Origin of the sequence: Streptosporangium sp. NPDC051022 (genome assembly GCF_040683035.1) — a bacterium.
Lineage (GTDB): Bacteria > Actinomycetota > Actinomycetes > Streptosporangiales > Streptosporangiaceae > Streptosporangium.
Genome location: NZ_JBFBCF010000010.1, coordinates 159,903 through 179,465, shown reverse-complemented (window position 1 = coordinate 179,465; position 19,563 = coordinate 159,903). Strand labels below are relative to the sequence as shown.

General features: G+C 72.1%; 14 protein-coding genes. 3 read left to right on the top strand and 11 right to left on the bottom strand.

The window, feature by feature from the left end; translation table 11 throughout:
• Window positions 1–108 precede the first annotated feature (108 nt).
• The 8 genes from AB0N02_RS19025 to AB0N02_RS18990 form a co-directional block, all read right to left on the bottom strand.
• A complete protein-coding gene (locus tag AB0N02_RS19025; RefSeq protein WP_363947924.1) occupies window positions 109–711 on the bottom strand; it encodes a hypothetical protein in 603 nt (200 codons plus the stop codon).
• The gene (locus AB0N02_RS19020) at window positions 708–1,616 is read right to left on the bottom strand and encodes a multicopper oxidase domain-containing protein (RefSeq protein ID WP_363947921.1); all 909 of its coding nucleotides are present in this window, start codon (window positions 1,614–1,616) and stop codon (window positions 708–710) included. The genes AB0N02_RS19025 and AB0N02_RS19020 overlap by 4 nt, the downstream gene beginning before the upstream one ends.
• A gap of 8 nt (window positions 1,617–1,624) precedes the next feature.
• Window positions 1,625–3,307, bottom strand: a complete 1,683-nt coding sequence (locus AB0N02_RS19015; RefSeq protein WP_363947918.1) for a multicopper oxidase domain-containing protein — start codon at window positions 3,305–3,307, stop codon at window positions 1,625–1,627.
• Window positions 3,300–4,544, bottom strand: coding sequence for a multicopper oxidase domain-containing protein (locus AB0N02_RS19010; protein WP_363947915.1), 1,245 nt, complete (start codon window positions 4,542–4,544; stop codon window positions 3,300–3,302). Before AB0N02_RS19010 ends, AB0N02_RS19015 begins: the two co-directional genes overlap by 8 nt.
• Window positions 4,545–4,546: 2 nt before the next feature.
• The gene (locus tag AB0N02_RS19005; protein ID WP_363947913.1) at window positions 4,547–9,409 is read right to left on the bottom strand and encodes a choice-of-anchor Q domain-containing protein; all 4,863 of its coding nucleotides are present in this window, start codon (window positions 9,407–9,409) and stop codon (window positions 4,547–4,549) included.
• Window positions 9,410–9,535: 126 nt separating this feature from the next.
• Window positions 9,536–10,603, bottom strand: a complete 1,068-nt coding sequence (locus AB0N02_RS19000) for a HAMP domain-containing sensor histidine kinase (protein ID WP_363947910.1) — start codon at window positions 10,601–10,603, stop codon at window positions 9,536–9,538.
• Window positions 10,575–11,243, bottom strand: a complete 669-nt coding sequence (locus AB0N02_RS18995) for a response regulator transcription factor (RefSeq protein WP_363947907.1) — start codon at window positions 11,241–11,243, stop codon at window positions 10,575–10,577. Before AB0N02_RS18995 ends, AB0N02_RS19000 begins: the two co-directional genes overlap by 29 nt.
• A gap of 127 nt (window positions 11,244–11,370) precedes the next feature.
• Window positions 11,371–12,405 (bottom strand): hypothetical protein, encoded by a 1,035-nt coding sequence (locus AB0N02_RS18990; protein WP_363947904.1) that lies wholly within the window; start codon window positions 12,403–12,405, stop codon window positions 11,371–11,373.
• 632 nt (window positions 12,406–13,037) lie between these two features.
• Between AB0N02_RS18990 and AB0N02_RS18985 the strand changes: the two genes are divergently transcribed.
• A complete protein-coding gene (locus AB0N02_RS18985) occupies window positions 13,038–13,469 on the top strand; it encodes an SgcJ/EcaC family oxidoreductase (RefSeq protein ID WP_363947901.1) in 432 nt (143 codons plus the stop codon).
• A 131-nt stretch (window positions 13,470–13,600) separates the two neighbouring features.
• Here AB0N02_RS18985 and AB0N02_RS18980 read toward each other — a convergent pair whose 3' ends face one another.
• A complete protein-coding gene (locus AB0N02_RS18980; RefSeq protein WP_363947898.1) occupies window positions 13,601–14,956 on the bottom strand; it encodes a carotenoid oxygenase family protein in 1,356 nt (451 codons plus the stop codon).
• A gap of 83 nt (window positions 14,957–15,039) precedes the next feature.
• Between AB0N02_RS18980 and AB0N02_RS18975 the strand changes: the two genes are divergently transcribed.
• Window positions 15,040–15,723 (top strand): TetR/AcrR family transcriptional regulator, encoded by a 684-nt coding sequence (locus tag AB0N02_RS18975; RefSeq protein WP_363947895.1) that lies wholly within the window; start codon window positions 15,040–15,042, stop codon window positions 15,721–15,723.
• Window positions 15,724–15,792: 69 nt separating this feature from the next.
• On the opposite strand, the gene AB0N02_RS18970 is transcribed toward AB0N02_RS18975, so the two are convergent.
• Together AB0N02_RS18970 and AB0N02_RS18965 are read right to left on the bottom strand one after the other, a co-directional pair.
• Window positions 15,793–17,553: an acyl-CoA carboxylase subunit beta gene (locus AB0N02_RS18970; protein ID WP_363947892.1), complete on the bottom strand. Its 1,761-nt coding sequence runs from the start codon at window positions 17,551–17,553 to the stop codon at window positions 15,793–15,795.
• Entirely contained in the window at window positions 17,550–18,593 is a 1,044-nt protein-coding gene (locus AB0N02_RS18965) for an NAD-dependent epimerase/dehydratase family protein (protein ID WP_363947889.1), read from the bottom strand. Before AB0N02_RS18965 ends, AB0N02_RS18970 begins: the two co-directional genes overlap by 4 nt.
• A 286-nt stretch (window positions 18,594–18,879) precedes the next feature.
• On the opposite strand from AB0N02_RS18965, the gene AB0N02_RS18960 reads away from it, so the two are divergent.
• Window positions 18,880–19,401 carry a hypothetical protein gene (locus AB0N02_RS18960; protein ID WP_363947886.1) on the top strand — a complete coding sequence of 174 codons (522 nt, stop codon included), beginning with the start codon at window positions 18,880–18,882 and terminating at the stop codon, window positions 19,399–19,401.
• The last annotated feature ends 162 nt before the right edge of the window (window positions 19,402–19,563 follow it).

Sequence of the window (19,563 nt, the reverse complement as noted above, 5' to 3'; positions counted from 1 at the left end):
ACGGGCCATGACGCGGACCACGACATGGCACGCGCGGCAGACGGGCGGCGGGCGGGCCATGACATGGGCCATGGCCGCGCCCGCCGGTCCCGGGCGGCCGCGCACCCCTCACGACACCGTGACATGCCGAACCTGCGCGTCGCCCAGCAGTACGGTGACCTTGCTTCCCGGCCGCACCCAGTTACCGGAGTTCTCGAAGACCAGGTAGTAGGTGACGGCGGGCTTCAGCTCCCCGGTGTGCGCGTGGCCCATGTAGAGCTGCCTGATCACCAGTCCCGAGGCCTCGTCGACGACGAGGGGCGGGGTGCTCTCCTGGTGCACGGCCTGTGCCCGTCCGGGGTCGACGACCTGGTACCGCACGTCGAGCAGCCCTCCGGCTCCGCTCGCCGAGACCCGCACGAGCCGGATCCCGGCCCGGTCGGCGAGCCGGTCGGCGGGGATCACCGGGCGGTCGAAGGCCGGCCCCGCGGCGGCCCGCGCGGGCGGGGACGCCGTCCGTGCGGGCGGGGAGCCGTCCTGGGCCGAGGGCGGGACGGCCTGAGCGGGTGTGGCGGCGACCCGGGTGGGCGGGGTCGCGGGCGGTACGGCGGCCTGGGCGGGTGAAGGGGCCGCGGACAGGCGCCAGACGAGGGCCGCCGCCGTCCCGCCGAGCCCCAGCACGGCCGCCAGAGCGAGCGCGACCGGCGCCGTCAGGCGGGTCCGGCCGCTCATGGCACCTCGACGAAGGTCAGCATCCCGCCGGGCGAGGAGGCGCCGTTGGTCAGGTGGAGTTGACGGTTGTAGAGCGCGAACCTGCTCCCCGTGGGCGGGACGGTCACGACGGCGTCCTCCGTACCGCCCGCCGGGATGGTCTCCGAGGTGGCCTCGAACGGGTTCCCGAGGGGATGCGCGTCCCGGGCGATCACCCGCTCGTACAGGCCGAGCAGGCGCATCGAGGTGTTGTCGAACCCGGCGTTGAGGTACCGCAGCAGCACGGTGGTGCCCGGAGGACCGCCGTGGACGGGGTCGGTGTCCGGGTAGGCCTTCCCGTTGATCAGCCAGTACTTCGGCGCGTACCTGTGGAGGTCGGCGGTCGCGGGCGAGGCATTGAACGCCGGGTCGATCGCCGACAGCACCAGCACCGCCTCGCGGTCGTAGGCGGTCGCGGCGGAGGCGTAGGCCCGGCCCGCCGTGGCGGGCCGTACGACCAGCGCGCCGTACAGCCCCATCGGCAGCTGCCGTTCCGTCCCCTGGTAGAGGTAGGTGCCGGGGGCGGAGGCGGTGAAGGTCGCGGTCGCGGCGGCGCCCGCCGCGGCGGTGACGCCCGCTCCCTGGTCGAGGGGCACGCCGGGGATCTCCAGCGAGACCGGTGTCGTCAGGGTGTTGTGCACGACCAGGGAGACCTCGTCGCCCTCGTGCACCGAGAGCACCGGTCCCGGCAGGGACGGGGTCGCGCCGGCGCACGAGCCCCCGGGGCCGGCCTGGGAGAAACCCCAGACGGCCGCGGAGGCGGAGCCGGGCAGCGACAGCGTGCCGGCCGAGACGCACAGGTCGATCGTCACACCTGCCGCCGCCGCGGACCGGCCGGGCAGGACGAGGCACGCGGCGATCAGGACGAGCACGAGAGTTCTGCGCATCTGGGCCCTCACGGTGCGTCGTAGGTCAGTTTGAGCAGGTTGCCCTGGGTGGTGAAGCCGGTCGTCGTGCCGGTGGTCAGCACGCGCACGCGCACCTTGCCCTGGTTGGCGCCCGTGCCCAGGAAGTCGGACTGCGGCGCGGGCAGGGTCCGGGTGACCGTGGTGTCGGACGTGCCGACGTCGGCCGCGGCGCCGAGCTGGACCCACGTGCCGGTGGACCACTTCCAGGCCCACAGGGTGGTCGGCAGCGCGGCGGTCGGGTTCCGCCCGGTGTAGGTGACGCCGAGGCCGCTCGCACCGGTCGGCACGCCGGCGAAGCCGCCGTACCAGTCGGCCGTGGGTGTCCCGCCGGAGGCCGAGTCGACCTGGTAGTAGGCGCTGTCCGCCGTCGCCAGCGCGGCGACGGCGCCCGATCTCAGGCTGCCCGCCAGGACGACGGAGCTGGCCGCCGCGGCGGCGCACCCTCCGGAGGGGTCGACCCGCAACAGGGTCGCCATGCCGCCGAAGCCCGCGTCGTAGTTGGTGAACTCGTTCAGGGCGTGGCTGTGCCAGGGGAAGTACCACTCGCCGCAGACGTTCTGCGAGGCCGTGCCGACCGGCAGCGTGCCCTTGGCGCCCAGGTAGGCGCTGCCGCTGGACCAGGTGTCGCCGTCCTTGAAGGTCAGGTTGCGGTAGTCCGGCGAGGCCACCGAGGCGGGCAGCGGGTTGCCCTGGGCGTCCCAGGAGTCCTGGTCCTTCCAGGTGAACAGGAAGTCCTGGGTCTGGCCCGAGGCGACGGTCTCGCCGAAGTGCTCGCCGGTGGCGTCGCCGCCGTCCGGCGTGCGCAGGGGCCTGCCGTCCTGGGCGATCTGCCGCACGTGGTTGCCGTGGGGGTGGAAGGGGTGGTTGAGCGCGCCGACGTTCGCCATCCGGATCAGCGCGGGCAGCGGGTTGCTCGTCGCGTCGTACGGTTTGACGCGGACCAGCGCGCCGTACGGCTGGGCGGGCAGCCACGAGACCCCGTTGTTCTGGAGCGTGTCGGGGAACTGCCTGCCGTTGATGGCGAAGTAGCGGTTGCGCAGCTTGGTGAAGTCGTAGGTGCCGCCCGTCTCGACCGCGTGGTGCAGGTCGGGGTCGATGTCGCTGAGCAGCATCAGGTACTCCCGTTTCGGGTCGAACCTGGTGGCCGCGTCGTAGGCGTAGTCGGGGTGCCCGGCGGGGCGCACGACGAGCGCGCCGTACAGGCCCATCTCGACCTGCTTGGACGGGTCGCTGCCGCTCTCGTAGACGTAGGTGCCGGGCTTGCCCGCGGTGAAGGTGTAGGTCGCGTCGCCCCCGGCGGGGGCCTCCTTGGCCAGGAGTCCCTGGGTTCCGGTCCCGCCGACGCCGAGCTGGCCGGGGAAGACGATCGAGACCGGTTCGGCGAGGTCGTTGTGCAGGCGCACCGTGACCTCGTCGCCCTGCTCGACGCACAGCACGGGGCCGGGGCTCTGGAAGCGGCCCTGGGCAGGGGCGTAGCTCCACATGAAGACGCTGTTGCCGTCGGGGGTCTCGGCGTATCCGCTCCTGGCGGTCAGGTCGAACGAGGGGCCGTCGGTGCAGACGAGGCCCTGTTTCGGCGCCGCCGCCTGTGCCTGTGCCTGCGCCCCGGGCACGGTCAGCGATGCCAGCACCATGACCACCGCACCGGCCAGCGCGATCGGCTTACGCATACGTCTCCCCCACCACGGTCTGGGCCGGCAGCGGCGACCCCTGGTAGACCCGGACCTCGGTCGCCATGCCGCCGAGGCCGGGGGCGCCGTGGTTCGACAGCCGCCGGAAGTCCCGATTCTTGAACAGGTAGGTGTTGTAGGAGCCGCGGGCGTCGGTGGACACCCGCGCCGACGGGTTGAAGGGCGGTGCGGTGAACAGCACGTCCCGTGCCTCTCCGGGGCCGATGTAGAGGGTGTTGGTCGTGTAGGAGGTGTCGGCCCCCGACGGGGAGCGGCGCAGGGTGGCGTCCTCGCCGACCACCTTCATCGGGATGCCGGGCAGCTGCATCGCGTGCTGCTCGTATCCCAGGTTGGCCAGCCTGAGCAGGGCCCGGTCCCCCGGGTTCACCTGGACGAGGGAGGAGACCGGCTGGCCGGGCAGCGACGGATGGCCGTTGGGCAGGACGGTCTGCGGGTAGACCCGGCCGTTCAGCGTGTAGTACTGCGGGTCGTAGTCGGTGAAGATGAACTCCTGGATCTGCTCGTCCGCGTCGTGCTCGCGCTCCTCGATCTCGTTGAGCAGGATCGCGAAGTGCCGGTCGTAGGCCGTGGAGCCGTCCCCGTCGTTGTAGGCGTAGGTCGTGGTCCGGTGCAGCGGGTCGAGGGCCGTGCCGCCGTCCTGGGCGGGCCGGACGAACACGATGCCCGTCATGCCCATCTGCACGTGCTCGACGTCCTCGAAGTGGCAGTGGTACATGTACGTGCCCGGGTCGTGCGGCCGGTAGAAGTAGGTGAACTGCCGCTCGATCGGGACCGAGACCGACACCTCGGGCACGCCGTCGAACACGGTCGCCGGGGTGCGGAAGCCGTGCCAGTGGATGGTGTGGGAGTCGACGAGGTCGGGCCTGCCGACCAGCCCGAGGTTGGTCAGCGTGATGTAGGCGTCCTGGTCCTGCTTGAAGTCCAGGACCGGCGCGACGTGCTGCGCCTTGCCCTTGTAGGTCGCGGTCAGGTCGGCGACGGACATCGTCGGCGGGACCGCGAGGAAGCCGAAGATGTACACCGGCGCCCTGCCGGGGATCGCGATGTATCCGTCGGTGCCCGCCAGGGAGATCCGGGCGGCGGGGCCGGGCACGGCTCGCGCCGTGCCCTCCGCTGTGCCCCCCGTTGTGCCCTCTGCGGTGCCCTCCAGCGCCCGCCCGCCGACGGCCAGCCCGGCGGCCAGGGCTCCCGCCTTGAGGAGGTCTCTGCGTCTCATGTTCATCGCACCTCGTCCGCGCCGAGATCGAATGGGGTGGGGCCCGTTCCCCTGGGCCGGGGCTGGCCGTCGTAGTCGGTCGCCGGCGCGCCGACGGCGGCGGGGGTCCGCGGCGCCGGGTAGGTGGAGTACGGCGCCCCCTTGTTGATCGCGGGTGAGGTCGCCGCCAGGTGGTAGTCGCCGGTGAGCCCGACGGGCGGATCCTGCCCGGTGATCGTGACGGAGGCCATCTGCGGGTCGAGCCGCGATCCGGCGACCGCCAGTTGCAGGGTGAACGGCTGGACGAACTGCGGGTTCTGCCCGAAGACGTTGCCCTGGCCCGCCGGGAGCGGATGGTCGGTCCCGTCGGAGCCGCGGATCGTGCTGGCCGTCAGCGACGAGTAGCGCGGGGTGAAGGTGTCGGTGCCGCTCGCGGTGCCGTGCACCTCCAGGTCGATGGCGCCGTGCGAGACGAGCGTCGCGCCCGGTCCCGGGTGGCTGAGGGTGAAGGCCTGGTTCTGCCAGAAGATGTTGTCGAACAGCGCCACCGGGTTGGCGAAGGTGGGCGATCCCGGGGGCAGGGTCTTCTGGAAGAGCGGGTCGTTGGCCTCGGCCGCCAGGCCCGCCGAGTGCGGGGTGTCGTCGCACGTCTCGCACGAGGCGGTCGAGACGTTGTTGGCCACGGTGTTGTTGACGATCGCCACGTTCGCGGAGTCGTCCATCATGATCCCGCCGCCGAGGTCGGCCGCGCCGTTGTCCACGATCATGTTGTTGCGGACGTTGACGCGGGCGGTGTGGGCGTTCTCGATGAAGAGCCCGCCGCCGTCGTCGCCCGAGTAGTTGCTCTGGATCAGGTTGCGGTCGATGTCCACGGCGCCCGAGCCGTCGCCGAGCGGGGTGGTGCCGTCGGGCAGCGGGCGCGGGATCTCCTGGGCGACGCTGATCCCGGCCCCGGAGTCCACCGAGTCGTTGTAGTAGACCTGGTTGTCGTGGATGGAGCCGCCGGGTGACAGGCCCCAGTGGGAGATGCCGGCGCCGTACTCGACCCCGAAGTTCCCGCAGACGATGCTCCGGGCCACTTCGTAGTCGTCGGAGCCGCGGAAGATCCCGATGCCGCCGGAGCGGGCGAGGCCGCCGCTGCCGAGGACCCTGTCGTTGAGGATCTTCACGCCGGTGTTGTGGCTGTCGGTGTGCGGCTGGCCGAGGCCGATGCCGCCCGCGAACAGGCCGCCGTCGCTCTCGAAGATGTCGTTGGTGATCTGCAGGTTGGCCGCGTAGGCCTGGAGCTGGACGCCGCCGGCCCCCTGGCCCTGGCCCGTGGTGATGCCGAGGCCGTCGATGCGGGCCGCCGTCAGGCCCGCGGGGAAGGCCGTGGTGGTCTTGGCCGCGACCGTGATGCCCGCCCCTTCGAGGACGGGGTGGTCGGCGTCGACCCCGGCCAGCGTTCCGGCGGCCGTCAGCGCCGCCGTCCAGGTCGGTTTGTTGTCGTGGAAGAACCGTCCGTCGACGACGGTGCCCTGGATGTTGGCCCGCGGGTCCTCCGGGGCGCGTTCCAGCAGTTCTCGGGCGCCGACGAGACCGCCGGGGCCGAGTCCCTGCAGCAGGAGCGGCTTCCACATGAGCACGTTCTCGTGGTAGACGCCGGGCTTGAGCACCAGCAGGCTGCCCGGGGCCGCGGCGTTGACCGCGCTCTGGATCGCCCCGGCGACGGTGGGCGGGGCCACGCCGACGACCGGGGGCTGGTAGTTCACCCCGCCCGCGTTGCCGCGCACGTGGAAGGTGAGCCCGTTGATCGAGGAGACGCCCGCCGCGGTGCGGACCGACAGCTGCTTCGGACCCGGCCGTATCTGCGCGGGAGTGGGGCCGACCGGTGGAACGCTGATCACGATCTGGCGGTCGCCCCAGCTGACGATTCCGCCGTTGGCGACGGTCAGGGTGCGGCTCTGCGGGACGGCCGGGTCGCCCAGCACCACGCTGCCCGCCGCGGTCCCGAAGAAGTCTCCCTGGACGGTGATCCGGCGGTCGGCCGCCGCGTCGCCCGCCGTGGTGTACGGCTTGGAGACCTCGAGCACCTCGGGGGTGTTCACCGGAAGCTCGCACGCCGTGCCGGAGATCGGGTCCAGCGGGGTGTCGAGCTGGTCGGTCTGGCCGGGCCACACGTCCCAGGCGAAGGACGCGGTCAGGTAGTTGGGGTTGAAGTTGGGGTTCGGGTGGGCCTTGTCACCGGGGTCGTTGACGACCACGACGTACATGCCCGGGCAGGTGCCCTGCGGGATCGGGCAGTTGTAGGTCTCGGTCGACGGCAGCAGCGCCTCGTAGCCGCCGTTCTCGCTGGTGCTCACCGTGCTGATCAGGCGCCAGTTGTAGTCGCGGATGCCGATGGGGATGTTGCCGATCGCGCGGGGCTCGCCGTACCAGATGGACTTGGGGTCGCGGTCGAAGTAGATGTCGTCGGAGACGAGACCGACGATGCGGCCCGGCTCGGCCACGTCGGGGCCGTTCTTGAAGTTGGGCATCAGGTAGAAGTCGGCGTTGGCGTTCTGGTTGTTCTGCAGCACGACCAGGCGTTTGTCGCACAGCGGCCGGGAGGGGCTGGGGTCCACCCCGTGGTACGGGCTGCGCGGGGTCAGCGTGGACTGGTCGATGACGTGCTGGTCCCCGGTGCACGGGGGCGGCGGGATGGCGGGGGTGAAGCGGTTTCCGAGGTCGACGTTGACGTCCTCCTCGCGGACCGGCCGGTACAGGCAGCCGTTCCCGCCGGGCCCGCTGACATACTTCTGGCCGGTGGGGTTGCACGGCCGGGAGTCGTGCGAGTCCGCCGGCATCACCGCGTGGGTGATGTAGGTGCCCGCGACCAGCGGGACCGGCGCGCTGCCGTCGCCGCAGACGGTCTCCCCCTCGTCGTCGAAGTGGCCGAAGCCTCCCGTCGTCGCCGGGCAGTAATCCGCGAAGGCGTAGCCGCCGTCGAAGGCCGCGTCTCTGGTCTCGTTGCCGGTGGCCGGCACCTCGACGCACTTGGGGCCGATCAGCGGGTTGAGCCGGCCGCTGATGTCGTCGCCCTTGTCGTCGAGGACGTCGCAGCCGGTCGAGGCCTTCCAGTGGTCGGTGACGTACTCGTTGAGCACGACGTCGTCGGCCGTGCCCGGCTGGTTGTCGGGCCCGGGCCCCTCCAGCCGCACCGTCACGCCGGGGATGCCGGGCTCGTAGGCCTCGTGGGCCTGCATGCGGGCGTCGAACTCGTTGCGGGTCGTGGCGAAGTAGGTGATGCCGATGATCTGTCCTGGCTTGTTGCCGTACGGGTACTTGCCCCAGTCGACCTCGCTGCGGTGTCCCTCGATGACGAGCTGGTTGGTGAGCAACCCGCCGCCCTCGTCGGTCGGCACGTGCGCGACCCGCGCCGGGTCGTACTCGCTGTGGACCGCGGCGCCCGTGGTGCCGAAGCGGGCGAAGCCCACCTCGCCGATGAACCACTTGCCGAGCGGGCCGCCCTCGGCGTTGGTGTACTCGTAGCGGCCCTGCGCGTCGGTGAACGTGGAGTCCTTGATGGAGCCGTCCCGCCAGCGCTGGTCGACGTCGGTGTTGGGGATCGCCGGTTCGCAGGTGGCCTCGTCGGCGGTGTCGGCGCAGTCGCGGACGCCGTTGCCCTTGCTGCCCGCGGGAAGGGCCGTCCCGTCGGCCGCCACGCCGGTGTCCTGGTAGACGTGGCCCGACAGCCAGCCGAACCAGCGGGAGACCCCCACGTCACCGAGGTCGACGTGCTGTCCCGCGGTCACCTCGACGGGCAGGAAGCGGATGATGTAGCTCAGCTGCTCGTCCCAGATCGACAGGATGTAGGAGCCCGCGGGCACCTTCGGGATGGTGAAGTTCCCCTCGCCGTCGCCCTGGCCGACGTAGAGCGTGGTGTCGTTGGCGCTGCTGGTCAGGGCCACGTAGGGGTTCTCGACCGGCTCGGCGGTCTTCAGCACCTCGAAAGGCGGCCACGCCTTCCAGTTCTTGGCCGTGCCCTTGATCGCGCCGGTGCCGGGGGTGGCGAAGTCGGTGGCGGTGCACACGAAGCCGAACCAGTAGCCGGTGCGGCGGTTCGGCGGCTCCCACAGCGACTCGCCCGGGGCCCCGGTGCCGTCGCTGCCCTCCTCCACGCCGGCCTGCAGGGAGACGCCACCGTCGATGGTGGTGGTCTGCGTCCACCTGCCGGATCCGTCCGCGCCGCAGCTGTCCGGTGGCACCACGTTGATGAAGTAGGTCGCCGGCCCCATGTCGTCGATCTGGACGAACCCGTCGGAGGCCGTACGGCAGTCGCCCTTGCACAGCGGCCGGTTGTGGTAGTCGACGGCGACCTGGGAGCCGGTCTGCTCCTTCAGCGTGACCTGGAAGCCGGCCAGTCCCGCCTCCCCGGTGTCGGGGGCGCCGTTGGCCCACTGGTTGTCGTTGAAGACGAACACGCGGATCTTGCCGAGCGGCAGCGGGTGGGCCTCGCTCGCCTCGGACAGGGCGATCGGCACCGTGCCCGCGTCCCTGGGCAGCGTGATGTGCCTGCCCCACATCTTGTGGTCGGCCGAGCGCACCGAGATGAGGTACCGCCCGGCGGGCAGGTCGAGCGTGGCCCTGCTCTGGTCGCCCTCGGCGACGATGGGGCTGTTGCTCTCGGTGGCCGCGACCCCGGTGCGCAGGGCGGGGTCCGGATCGTTGGGCACGCGCGTGTTGTCGACGTTGACGAGATACTGGAACGTCGACAGCGGATCACCGGTGGCCAGGTCGCGGGCCTGGACGGTGATCGAGCTGTCCTGCGCGGCCGCCGGGGGCGCCAGGGCCGGTGAAGAGAGCATGGCGGTCACGAGGGTGACCACGACCGCCCACGGGATGAACCTGGATCTACGACGACGCATGCCCGGATCATGGGTCACCCTCACGGGAGATGACCACGAGTCATGACGGACTTGTCATCCTCATGTCATCTCGCCCACCGGGCGGGGGCGGCGTCGGAGCAGGTGGAGCCGTGGTGCCGCCGGACCTCAGGTCGTCATCCGCGTCACCGAGAGCGGCAGGCCGCCCGTCGCGTCCACGGACGTCTCGGGGATCCACAGCGAGACCGTGGTGCCGGCGCCCGGCGCGCCGGTCACCGTGAGCCCGCCGCCCCATGCCTCGACGACGGCGCGCGCGATGGCCAGGCCGAGGCCGCTGCCGGTCGTGGTGCGGGTGAGCCGCATGGAGCCGGAGGTGAGGGCCTCGGCCTGCTCGCCGGTGACACCAACGCCGGAGTCGGCCACCTCGATCACCCAGGCGCCCGGCCTGGTGCTCCCGGTCACCTCGATCCGGTCGCCGGGGCCGGTGAACTTGACCGCGTTCTCCAGCAGGCAGTCGAGCGCGCTCTCGAGGCGTTCGGCGTTCACCGGTACCGGGCCGACGGCCGAGCGCACCGTCCACGCGCGGGGCGCGGTCGGCTCCCAGCGCCGCACGATCCTGACCAGCTCGGCGTCCAGATCCCTGATCTGGCGCTCGTAGGGGTCGTCCACCTGCATCAGCGTGATCAGCCGCTGGCTGATCCTGGCCAGCTTGTCGAGTTCCTCGATGACGATGGCCAGGTCCTCCCTGCCCGCGGGGCCGACGGTGCCACCGACCATCTCCACGTAGCCCCGGGCGACGGTTATCGGCGTGCGGAGCTCGTGGGAGGCGAACCTGACGAACAGCTGCCGCTGCTCCGCCCCGCGCCGCTCGGCGGCGGCCAGTCTCGCGACCTGGGCGAGCGCCTGCTGCCTGCGGTACACGTGCCAGACCATGGCCCCGAAGAGCATCGACATCAGCGGGACCTCGGTGGCCTCCTCCCAGCCGATCTCCCCCAGCTCCGCGTGGTGGAAGAACACGTAGCCGCTGCTCAGCGAGACCGCCGCCAGCGTCATGAGCATGGCGCCGGGGCGCCAGACGGTGAAGCCGTAGATGAGCGACAGGCCGATCCACACCAGGTGGAACGGGATCGTCTCACCGCCCGGCAGGAGGTACATCAGCGCGACGCAGATCACCGCGCCCACCGCCCAGACCCCGATCAGCAGGCGGCTAGTCCGCGACGAACCGGTAACCGACATGGCGCACCGTTTCCAACCGGTAGGGGCCGTCGAGTTTGCTGCGCAGTCTCCGTACGCACACGTCGACGACGTTGCTTCGGGGGTCGAAGGTCATCCCCCACACGTCGGCGAGCAGCTCGGCGCGGCTGCACACCTGCCCCGCCCTGCGCATGAGGTGCTGCAGCAGCAGGAACTCGCGAAAGGGCAGCTCCACCTGTCGCCCGGCCACCACGGCCCTGCGGAGACGCAGGTCGAGCCGGACCGGACCGGCTTCGAGCCACCGCTTGGCCGCGCCGGGCGCCTGCCCGCGCATCCGGGTGTGGACCCGGGCGACGAGTTCGGCGACCGCGAACGGCTTGCCGAGGAAGTCCGCAGCGCCCGCCTCCAGGCAGGCGACCCGGACGCCGACGTCCGACAGGGCCGACAGGACGAGCACGCGCTGGTCCGGGCGGGCCTCCACGAGGTGTTCGAGCACCAGGTCTCCACCGAGCCCGGGAAGCATCAGATCCAGCACCACCAGGTCGAAGTCCTGGGCTAGCGCCGCGCCCAGCCCCTCGTTCCCGGTGGCCGCCGTGTCCACGGTGTGACCGTCGTCCCGCAGGACACGGGCGATGAGCTTCGCGATCCTGTCGTCGTCTTCGACGACCAACACCCGTCCCACCGGTACCCCTTTCGCTCAAGTGCGTGGATCACTGGTCACTTGAGCATGAGGATCACACGGGGAAGCTGACAAGTCACATCTACATCTCAGATGACGAAATGTCATGTTCGGTGCCTTGCTGCGTTGGTCAGCGCCGCCCCAGAACCATGGGCCGGGAAGGCCGGGAGAGCGCGCCGGGCGTCGGGCCGCCGTGGGCCGGAGGCCCCGCCGCCCGTCGGCGCCCGGCGGCCACAACCGTCCTGACGCCCCAGGCGGTCGCCGCCACCAGGAGCACCAGGGCGGCGAGCGTCAGGCCGTCGGGGCGGAGCAGGGGCTGGCCGCGCAGCGCCTGCCAGGTCAGCAGCGCCAGCAGGCCCGCGTGACCCGCCGCGGCCACCCCGACCAGCGCCGCACGGGTCCGCTCGTCGCGCAGCACCGGTACCCGGGCCGCGAGCACGGTGAGCACCAGCGCCAGGATCAGCGTCACCTGCAGTCCGTGCAGGCCGACGAAGTGCGCGATCCGCAGGTCGCCCCCGGTGGTGCTCCATCCGACGACCGGCAGTCCGGGGCCGCCGTCGGGCACGCCCACGCTGTGGCCGCCCATCATCGGCACCGGACGGCCGTCGACGGTGTGTGCCACCTGGGTCTTGTGCTGCAACGGCATGAGATAGCCCAGCGCCATGCCGGTGACCGCCAGCCAGATCCCGGTGCGGATCGCCCGGCCGGTCGCCCTGTCGCCGATGCGCTGGAAGGCCAGGATCAGCGCGAGCAGCAGGTTGGCCAGCATGATGCCCGGAACGCCGAGCGCGAAGACCGCCTGGATGAACTGCTCCCGCGGGTCGTCGGCCAGGTTGAAGTGGCTGAGCGTGCCCCGCGCGGCCTGCAGGGCGATGATGCCGACGTCGATGACGGAGGTGACGGCGAAGACCGTCGCGATCCGCGACGTCCACCGGTGCCCCCGGTGCGGCAGTGACAGCATCCAGGCGAGGGTGAGGCCGTAGACGGCGAACGACACGGCGAACTTCAGCGGCTTCATCCAGACCGGGGCGCCGAGCAGCACCCGGTGGTCGAGTGCCAGCCCCGCGGCCGAAACGACCGCCAGGACCAGCATCAGGGTGACCATCACCATCAGCGGCCGGTGCGGGCGGCCCACCGGGCGCCGCGGATCGGGGAGCCTGGGCATCGCAACCTCCTGAGCACGGGAAGCGCTCGGCCTCCGGGGAGGCGGCCGAGGCGGCCGAACCGGCCGGAACACGCTCGATGCTCTCCCGCGGGCCGTTCCGGCCGCACTGCCGGGCGCACCCCTCCCCGTGGTGGGGCCGGCCTCACCTCTCCCGGCGGGTTCTCCCTCCCCTCGTTCCCGTCTCCCGTCCCCGTCCCGGCGTCCACTGCGCAATCCGAAAGATGCCCGGGAGGCGCCGCGGGTGCGACGGTCGAAGGGGCGGGCGTCCACGTGTCATCTGGTACGGCCCGCCGGCCTCGTGTTTCTCCGTGACCGCGCGCACAGGACGGCGGATCACGGCCCTCGGTCCCCGTTCGGCATTCCCCGGGAGGAAATGGTGTTGATCGCCGGTGCTCCGACGCAGGAGCGACGTGTCGGCCGCGCATCCGGACAGGCAGCGGTTCCACTGAAGGAGACCTCCCCGGCGGAGGACGCCGGGGACGCCGAGGAGTCCGACGGCGTGACCTGGACGGCGGCCGCCCCGGGCGGTGGCCGTACGGGCGCGCCGTGCGCACCCCGGCCGGCGGCGCCCGGCGCGTCCGGCGGGGCGGCGTGAGTCCCTCCCCGATCGTCTCCAGAGAAAGGAAGAGAGCATGACCGTCAATAGCCCCTCATCGACCGCGGCGCCCCTCTCCGACGCCGACAAGGCCGCCGTGGCGGCCCTGCCCCAGCGTGTCATCGCCGCCTGGGCCGACCACGACGCCGACGCGTTCGCCCAGATCTTCACCGAGGACGGGACCATGATCCTGCCCGGCCTCTACTGCAAGGGCCGTGAGGAGATCCGCGCGTTCATGGCGTCGGCGTTCGAGGGCCGGTTCAAGGGCACCCAGGTGACCGGGCGGCCCATCGACGTCAGGTTCCTCAACGGCGAGGCCGGGGTGGTGATCACCCAGGGCGGTGTGCTGGCGCCCGGTGAGACCGAGGTCGCCGACGAGCGCGCCATCCGGGCCTCCTGGGCCGTGGTCAAGCAGGACGGGCAGTGGTATCTCGCCTCCTACCAGAACAGCCCCGCCCTGGCGGCCTGACCGGTCCGGAACACCGGCCCCCGCGAAAACCGGACGCCGCCCCGATCCACCGGATCGGGGCGGCGTTCCGTGTCGAGGCCCGGCCCACGGGCGGCGCGCGCCCTCCCGCGTCCTCCGCGGGGCGGCCCGGCTCACGGCAGCCGTGCGAACGGCCCCGTGTCCTCCCCGGCGGGCAGCCAGGCGGTGCGGGATGACGGGGGCGGGCTGTCCGGGACGTGGACGGTGGCGTACGGCCCGCCGGCCAGGTCCAGCGCGTCGAACACCAGCAGCGCGCCGCACCGGTGGGCGGCGTCGTGCGTGAAGACGACGATCCAGCCGTCGCCCTCGGCGCCGTGACGGCCGTCGGGCGCCCCGGGAACCGGCCGCGGCACGAAGACCGGCCGCCCGGCGCGCCAGCCCGCGCCGAGCCCGTACTCCTGGCCCCCGCCGGTCAGGAGGTCGTCGTGGACGAGCACGGTTCCGGTGGCGTCCTCGCGGGAGCCGAACACGTGGCGGTGCTCACGGCCGCCCGCCCGCTCGTCGATCAGGGCCGTCTCCCGCGCGAGGAGCAGCGGCCGCTCGCGCACGGCGCCGGTGGCCGGCTCGAACGTCCAGCGCCGCAGGTGCGGCGGCTCCGCGGCGGCGGCGGGCGCGCCGCCGGGCGGGGGGACGAAGGCGGTGACGGGCCCGGTGTCGAAGGCCCCGTCGAAGGCCCTGTCGAAGGCCCTGGAGTGCCACACCGCGTCCAGGACGACGCGGTCCCCCTCCTCGTAGGCGTTGACCGCCTGGAAGACGTAGCAGGGATCGACGGGGAACCAGCGCGGCTCGGCCGCGCCCTCGCGGGGCAGCAGGCCGACGCGCGCGGGCCTGCCCGGCTGCCAGGCGTAGGGAGGGCGCGCACCGACCAGGGCGGCCGCGTGGCGGTAGACCACGGGCAGGTCGAAGACGACGACGTGGTGCCCGGTGAGCGCGACCGCGTGCATGAGCGGCGCGCCGTCCAGGGCGAACGGCTGGGCGTGCGAGACGACGCCGTCCGGCCCGGCGGCCAGGTGCTCGGCGTATCCCAGGCCGGGGTAGGCGGCGATCGTGTGCCACCCGCCCGTCGACGGGTCGCGGACCGGCCGGGCCATCGTGACGTGACCGGGAAGTTCCGGCGTCGCGGCTCCGGCGGGCCGTACCGGGGAGGCCGGCTCCGGCACCGGACCGAGCGGTCCGAGCGGGGTGAGCGGGGTGAGCGGGGTGAGCGGGGTGAGCGGGGTGAGGCCCGGCGCCCTCGTCCCGGCGCGGTAGCGGGCGGCGCCCCCCTTCCCCAGCCGGATGCCCGACAGGACGGATCCGCGGCCGGACCGGCCCGCGCCGGCCGGGTGCGGGAAGGCCTGCAGGAAACACCCGTCCAGGCCGGCCGGGAGCACGCCCTCGACGGACAGCCGTTCCTCCGACGACGGGCACTCCCCCACCGGGGCGGCCGTTTCCGTCGCCGGGGCGGACACGCGAGCTGGGGCGGCCATACGGCGCCTCCTCGGGACGAGGTCAGCAAATAACATAACAGTGTTGTGCTTAAAACATATCGCTGTTATGTAATACTGTCAAGATGAGTCCCCGTAGGGCCGATCCGAAGACACGGCCGGCGCTGGTCGACATCGCCGCCCGCCTGCTCGCCGAGGAAGGCCCCCAGGCCCTGTCCACACGGCGGCTGGCCACCGAGGCCGACAGCTCGACGATGGCGGTCTACACCCACTTCGGGGGAATGAGCGGACTGGTGCGCGAGATGGTGCACGAGGGGTTCGCGCGCCTGCAGCGGCACCTGACCTGCGTGCGGCAGACCGACGACCCGGTGGCCGACATGGCCCTGCTGGGCAGGGCCTACCGCTACAACGCGCTCGCCAACCCGCACCTGTACGCGGTGATGTTCGGCGGATCCTCACTGGCCGGGTTCTCCCTGACGGAGGAGGACCGCCAGCACGGGCGATACACCCTGGGCAACGTGGTCAAGTGCGCGACGCGGTGCTTCGAGGCGGGCCGGTTCCGCGCCGAGGACGCCGAGCTCGTCGCCCACCAGATGTGGAGCGCGATCCACGGGCTGGTCGCCCTGGAGCTGGGCGACTACCTGATCGAGCCCTACGACGCCGACCGCTGCTTCGAGGCCCAGCTCATCGGGCTGATGGTCAGCTCCGGTGACGCCCTGGACACCGCCGCCAGGTCGGTGGCGCTGTCCAGGGACCGGATGCGCGAGGAGGTCGAGACCGTGGGAGAGGGGCCGGAGACGGCCGGGTGACCACGACGGCCCACGACGGCCCATGCCGGCCCATGCCGGCGCGGTCACGCGCCGACGGGCGCGCCCCGCCTACAGCGGTATGTTCCCGTGCTTACGCTGCGGCGGCGTCTGACGCTTGTTACGCAGCATGGCCAGCCCGCGCGCCACCGCGGCCCGCGTCTGCGCCGGGTCGATCACGTCGTCGACCAGGCCCCGCTCGGCGGCGTAGTGCGGATGCATGAGCTGCTCGGAGTACTCGGCGACGAGCTCGGCGCGGAGCGTCTCCGGGTCGGCCGCGGCGGCCAGCTCCTTGCGGAAGATGACGTTCACCGCCCCCTCGGCGCCCATCACCGCGATCTCGTTCGTCGGCCAGGCGAGTGAGAGGTCGCTGCCGATGGAGCGGGAGTCCATCACGATGTACGCGCCGCCGTACGCCTTGCGCAGGATGACCTGGATGCGGGGCACGGTCGCCTCACAGTAGGCGTACAGCAGCTTGGCGCCGTGCCGGATGATGCCCGCGTGCTCCTGGTCCCGGCCGGGCAGGAAGCCCGGCACGTCGACCAGCGTCACCAGCGGGATGCCGAAGGCGTCGCAGAACCGCACGAACCGTGCCGCCTTCTGGGCGGCGGCGGCGTCCAGCACCCCGGCCAGGACCATGGGCTGGTTGCCGACCACGCCGACCACCTCGCCGTCGACGCGGGCCAGCACGCAGACGACGTTCGCCGCCCAGTCCTCCTGCACCTCGAGGAACTCCCCGTCGTCGACCAGCTCCTCGACGACCGCCCGCATGTCGTACGGCCTGTACGGGTCGACCGGCACGATCTCGGCGAACCCGGGCCGGTGATCGGTGGCCGCCTGACGCGAGGGGCCGCCGGGCGGCGGCTCCAGGTTGTTGCCGGGAAGCAGCGAGACGAGATAGCGGACGTCCTCCAGGGCGCTCTCCTCGTCGTCGTGCACGAAGGTCGCCACCCCGGAGCACCGGCCGTGGACGTCGGCCCCGCCGAGCTCGTCGTGGGTGTACCGCCGGCCGCTGACCGCCTCCACGACGTCCGGCCCGGTCAGATACATCTTCGCGGTGTCGCGGACCATGAAGGTGAAGTCGGCCAGGGCCGGGGAGTAGGCCGCTCCCCCGGCGCAGGGACCCAGGATGACGCTGATCTGGGGGATCACCCCGGAGGCCTGGACGTTGCGCCGGAAGATCCCGCCGTATCCGTCCAGGGCCATCACGCCCTCCTGGATCCGGGCGCCCCCGCTGTCGTTGAGCCCGATGAGGGGGGCGCCGGTGGCGATCGCCAGATCCATCACCTTGTGGATCTTCGAGGCGTGCGCCTGGCCGAGCGACCCGCCGAAGATCGTGAAGTCCTGCGCGTAGACGAACACCCGGCGGCCGTCGATCGTGCCGGAGCCCGTGACCACCCCGTCGGTGTGCGGGCGCTGCTCGCCGATCTTCAGGCCGTGGGCCTGGTGACGGCGGTACATGTCGATCTCGGTGAACGACCCCTCGTCCAGCAGGAGCTCCAGGCGTTCGCGCGCCGTACGCTTGCCGAGCGCCCGTTGCCGGTCGGCCGCGCCGCGGGAACCCTCGGCGATCCGGCCGCGCAGCCCCTCGTGCCGCTCGCGGAGAAGACTCATCGAACGCGCGGGAACGGGGGGCGGTTTTCGCGGGCCGTGCCCGTTCGCCCGGCCCGCGTGGCCGTCACCGGCGTTCCCCTCCTGCCCCTCCTGCCGCTCCTCCCGCTCCCCGAGCTCCCCGTGCTGCCCGTGCTGCCCGGGGGCGTCCGGGGCGGGTGCCCGCCGTTCGGTCCGCTGGCTCATGATGGCCTCTCCCGTCGTGGTGGCGTCTGCGGTCATGGCGCCGTCACCGGCGACAGGTCCTCGCCGGCGGTCCCCGCCTGCCGCGCGGACAGGTGCCCCCGCTCGCGCAGCCAGCGCACGGTGTCGCCGACCGTCTCCACGACGGGACGCGGGACGATTCCGTGCATGTCGGCGTTCTCGTCGATACGCGTGGCGCAGGCGCAGATGTAGAGGGCGCCGTACTCGGCCGGAATGTGCCACGGCCACGCGCGCTGCGCGAGACCGGCCAGCAGGCCGACCGGGACCATCGCGCGGGCGGGCAGGAAGACCGTCGGCAGCCGACGGCCCGTGACCTCCCGCAGCACCCGGACGTACTGCCGGGTGGTCAGGTAGTGGCCCGGTCCGAAGTAGCGGTTGAGGTCGTTCCCCGGTGAGGTGAGCAGTCCGGCGTGGAGCGTCGCGGTGTCCCGTACGTCGCCGAGTGGCAGCCCGCCGAGCGGCCACAGGGGCATCAGTCCGCGCAGGACGTTGCGGACGCGGGCGGTCTGGTCGCCGAGCCCGGGGTCGTGCGGGCCGAGCAGGGCGGGCGGGTAGGTGATCACCACCGGCGCCCCCTCGGCCTGGTGCCTGCGGGCGACCGCCTCGGCCGCGGCCTTGGTCGCCATATACGTCTCGCGGGGCCTGCCGACGGGCGTGTCCTCCCGGACGACCCGTCCCCGCGCGGGGAACAGCGCCGCGACGCTGGAGACGTGGATGATCGGGCCGGTGCCCGCCTTGCGCGCGGCCTCCAGCACGACCTCGGTGCCCCGCTCGTTGGTCCGCCGCATGCTCGCGTGGCGCCTGCTGTCGAAGGAGTACACCGACGCCGCGTGCAGCACCGCGTCCGCCCCCCGTACGGCACGGCCGACGGCCCCGTCGTCGACGACGTCGCCCACGACGATCTCGACCGCGTCCCGCCCGAGGCCGAAGGGGGCCAGGGCGCGGTCCACCCCGGACGGTTCGCGCACGAGCAGGCGGACCCGGTGTCCCGCCCTCACGAACGCGGCGACCGAGTGGGAGCCGACGAATCCGGTACCGCCTGTCACGCTCACCAGCATCAGAAAACCTCGCTCATGGGCGGAATCACTAGGCGCTTCACAGCAAGCGTGCACGGGCGGAGATCGTATTGTCTTCTCCCATTGTGCTTTCAACGGGCCGGGGTTATCGTCCGGCGTGAGGTGAGTTCGGCAATCCAGGAGAAGAAAGAACGGATTCCGGCCGTTACGGTTGACGATGATGCGACGGATATGTCCTTCGCCGGCGTTCGACGATGCGATCCGATAAGAGAGCAGAGGTTTCCGCATGGTGTCTGAAGCGGCTTCGGCAGGTCGCTTTCCGGGAAGAATGACGGTCATCAACGGCCCGCAGCACAGAACCTGGTTGAACGTCTTCCTCTTCATCGTGCTGGCCCACTGGACCGAGCACGTGGCGCAGGCCGTCCAGATATACGTCCTCGGCTGGCCGATCCCCCAGGCGCGCGGCGTGCTGGGGCTGCCCTTCCCCTGGCTGGTGACGTCGGAGTGGATGCACTACGGCTACGCGCTGCTCATGCTCGTCGGGCTGATCACGCTCAGGAAGGGCTTCACCGGACGTGCCCGGACCTGGTGGAACATCTCGCTCGGCATCCAGGTCTGGCACCACCTGGAGCACCTGCTGCTGCTCCTGCAGGCGCTCACCGGCCATCACCTGATGGGCAGGCCGGTCCCGACGAGCATCATCCAGCTCCTGGTCCCCCGGGTCGAGCTGCACCTGTTCTACAACGCGATCGTCTTCGTTCCCATGGTGGTGGCGATGGTCCTGCACCGCCGCCCGAACGAGTCCGAGCGCGCCGCCATGAGCTGCGGCTGCGCCCCGGCGCACGCCTGAGGAACGAGTGGCGTGTTTTCCGGGACGACCGCCCGCCGATTCGGCCCGGGATCCCGGAATTCACGCCACGTTTCTCCTCGCATTTCCCACTGGATATCGGCGGAACGTCGGGGGGGGGGGGGCGGGCGGGGCGCGGGGGGCCGGCCCGGTCTGGGGGGGAGG

What these genes read in the sequence shown, in the direction of transcription:
- AB0N02_RS18985 (WP_363947901.1), top strand. Translation starts at nt 13,038, where the DNA reads ATGACCGTCAATAGCCCCTCATCGACCGCGGCGCCCCTCTCCGACGCC.
- AB0N02_RS18970 (WP_363947892.1), bottom strand. Translation starts at nt 17,553, where the DNA reads ATGACCGCAGACGCCACCACGACGGGAGAGGCCATCATGAGCCAGCGG.
- AB0N02_RS18965 (WP_363947889.1), bottom strand. Translation starts at nt 18,593, where the DNA reads ATGCTGGTGAGCGTGACAGGCGGTACCGGATTCGTCGGCTCCCACTCG.
- AB0N02_RS19025 (WP_363947924.1), bottom strand. Translation starts at nt 711, where the DNA reads ATGAGCGGCCGGACCCGCCTGACGGCGCCGGTCGCGCTCGCTCTGGCG.
- AB0N02_RS19000 (WP_363947910.1), bottom strand. Translation starts at nt 10,603, where the DNA reads ATGTCGGTTACCGGTTCGTCGCGGACTAGCCGCCTGCTGATCGGGGTC.
- AB0N02_RS18990 (WP_363947904.1), bottom strand. Translation starts at nt 12,405, where the DNA reads ATGCCCAGGCTCCCCGATCCGCGGCGCCCGGTGGGCCGCCCGCACCGG.
- AB0N02_RS19015 (WP_363947918.1), bottom strand. Translation starts at nt 3,307, where the DNA reads ATGCGTAAGCCGATCGCGCTGGCCGGTGCGGTGGTCATGGTGCTGGCA.
- AB0N02_RS18975 (WP_363947895.1), top strand. Translation starts at nt 15,040, where the DNA reads ATGAGTCCCCGTAGGGCCGATCCGAAGACACGGCCGGCGCTGGTCGAC.
- AB0N02_RS19010 (WP_363947915.1), bottom strand. Translation starts at nt 4,544, where the DNA reads ATGAGACGCAGAGACCTCCTCAAGGCGGGAGCCCTGGCCGCCGGGCTG.
- AB0N02_RS19005 (WP_363947913.1), bottom strand. Translation starts at nt 9,409, where the DNA reads ATGCGTCGTCGTAGATCCAGGTTCATCCCGTGGGCGGTCGTGGTCACC.
- AB0N02_RS18980 (WP_363947898.1), bottom strand. Translation starts at nt 14,956, where the DNA reads ATGGCCGCCCCAGCTCGCGTGTCCGCCCCGGCGACGGAAACGGCCGCC.
- AB0N02_RS19020 (WP_363947921.1), bottom strand. Translation starts at nt 1,616, where the DNA reads ATGCGCAGAACTCTCGTGCTCGTCCTGATCGCCGCGTGCCTCGTCCTG.
- AB0N02_RS18960 (WP_363947886.1), top strand. Translation starts at nt 18,880, where the DNA reads ATGACGGTCATCAACGGCCCGCAGCACAGAACCTGGTTGAACGTCTTC.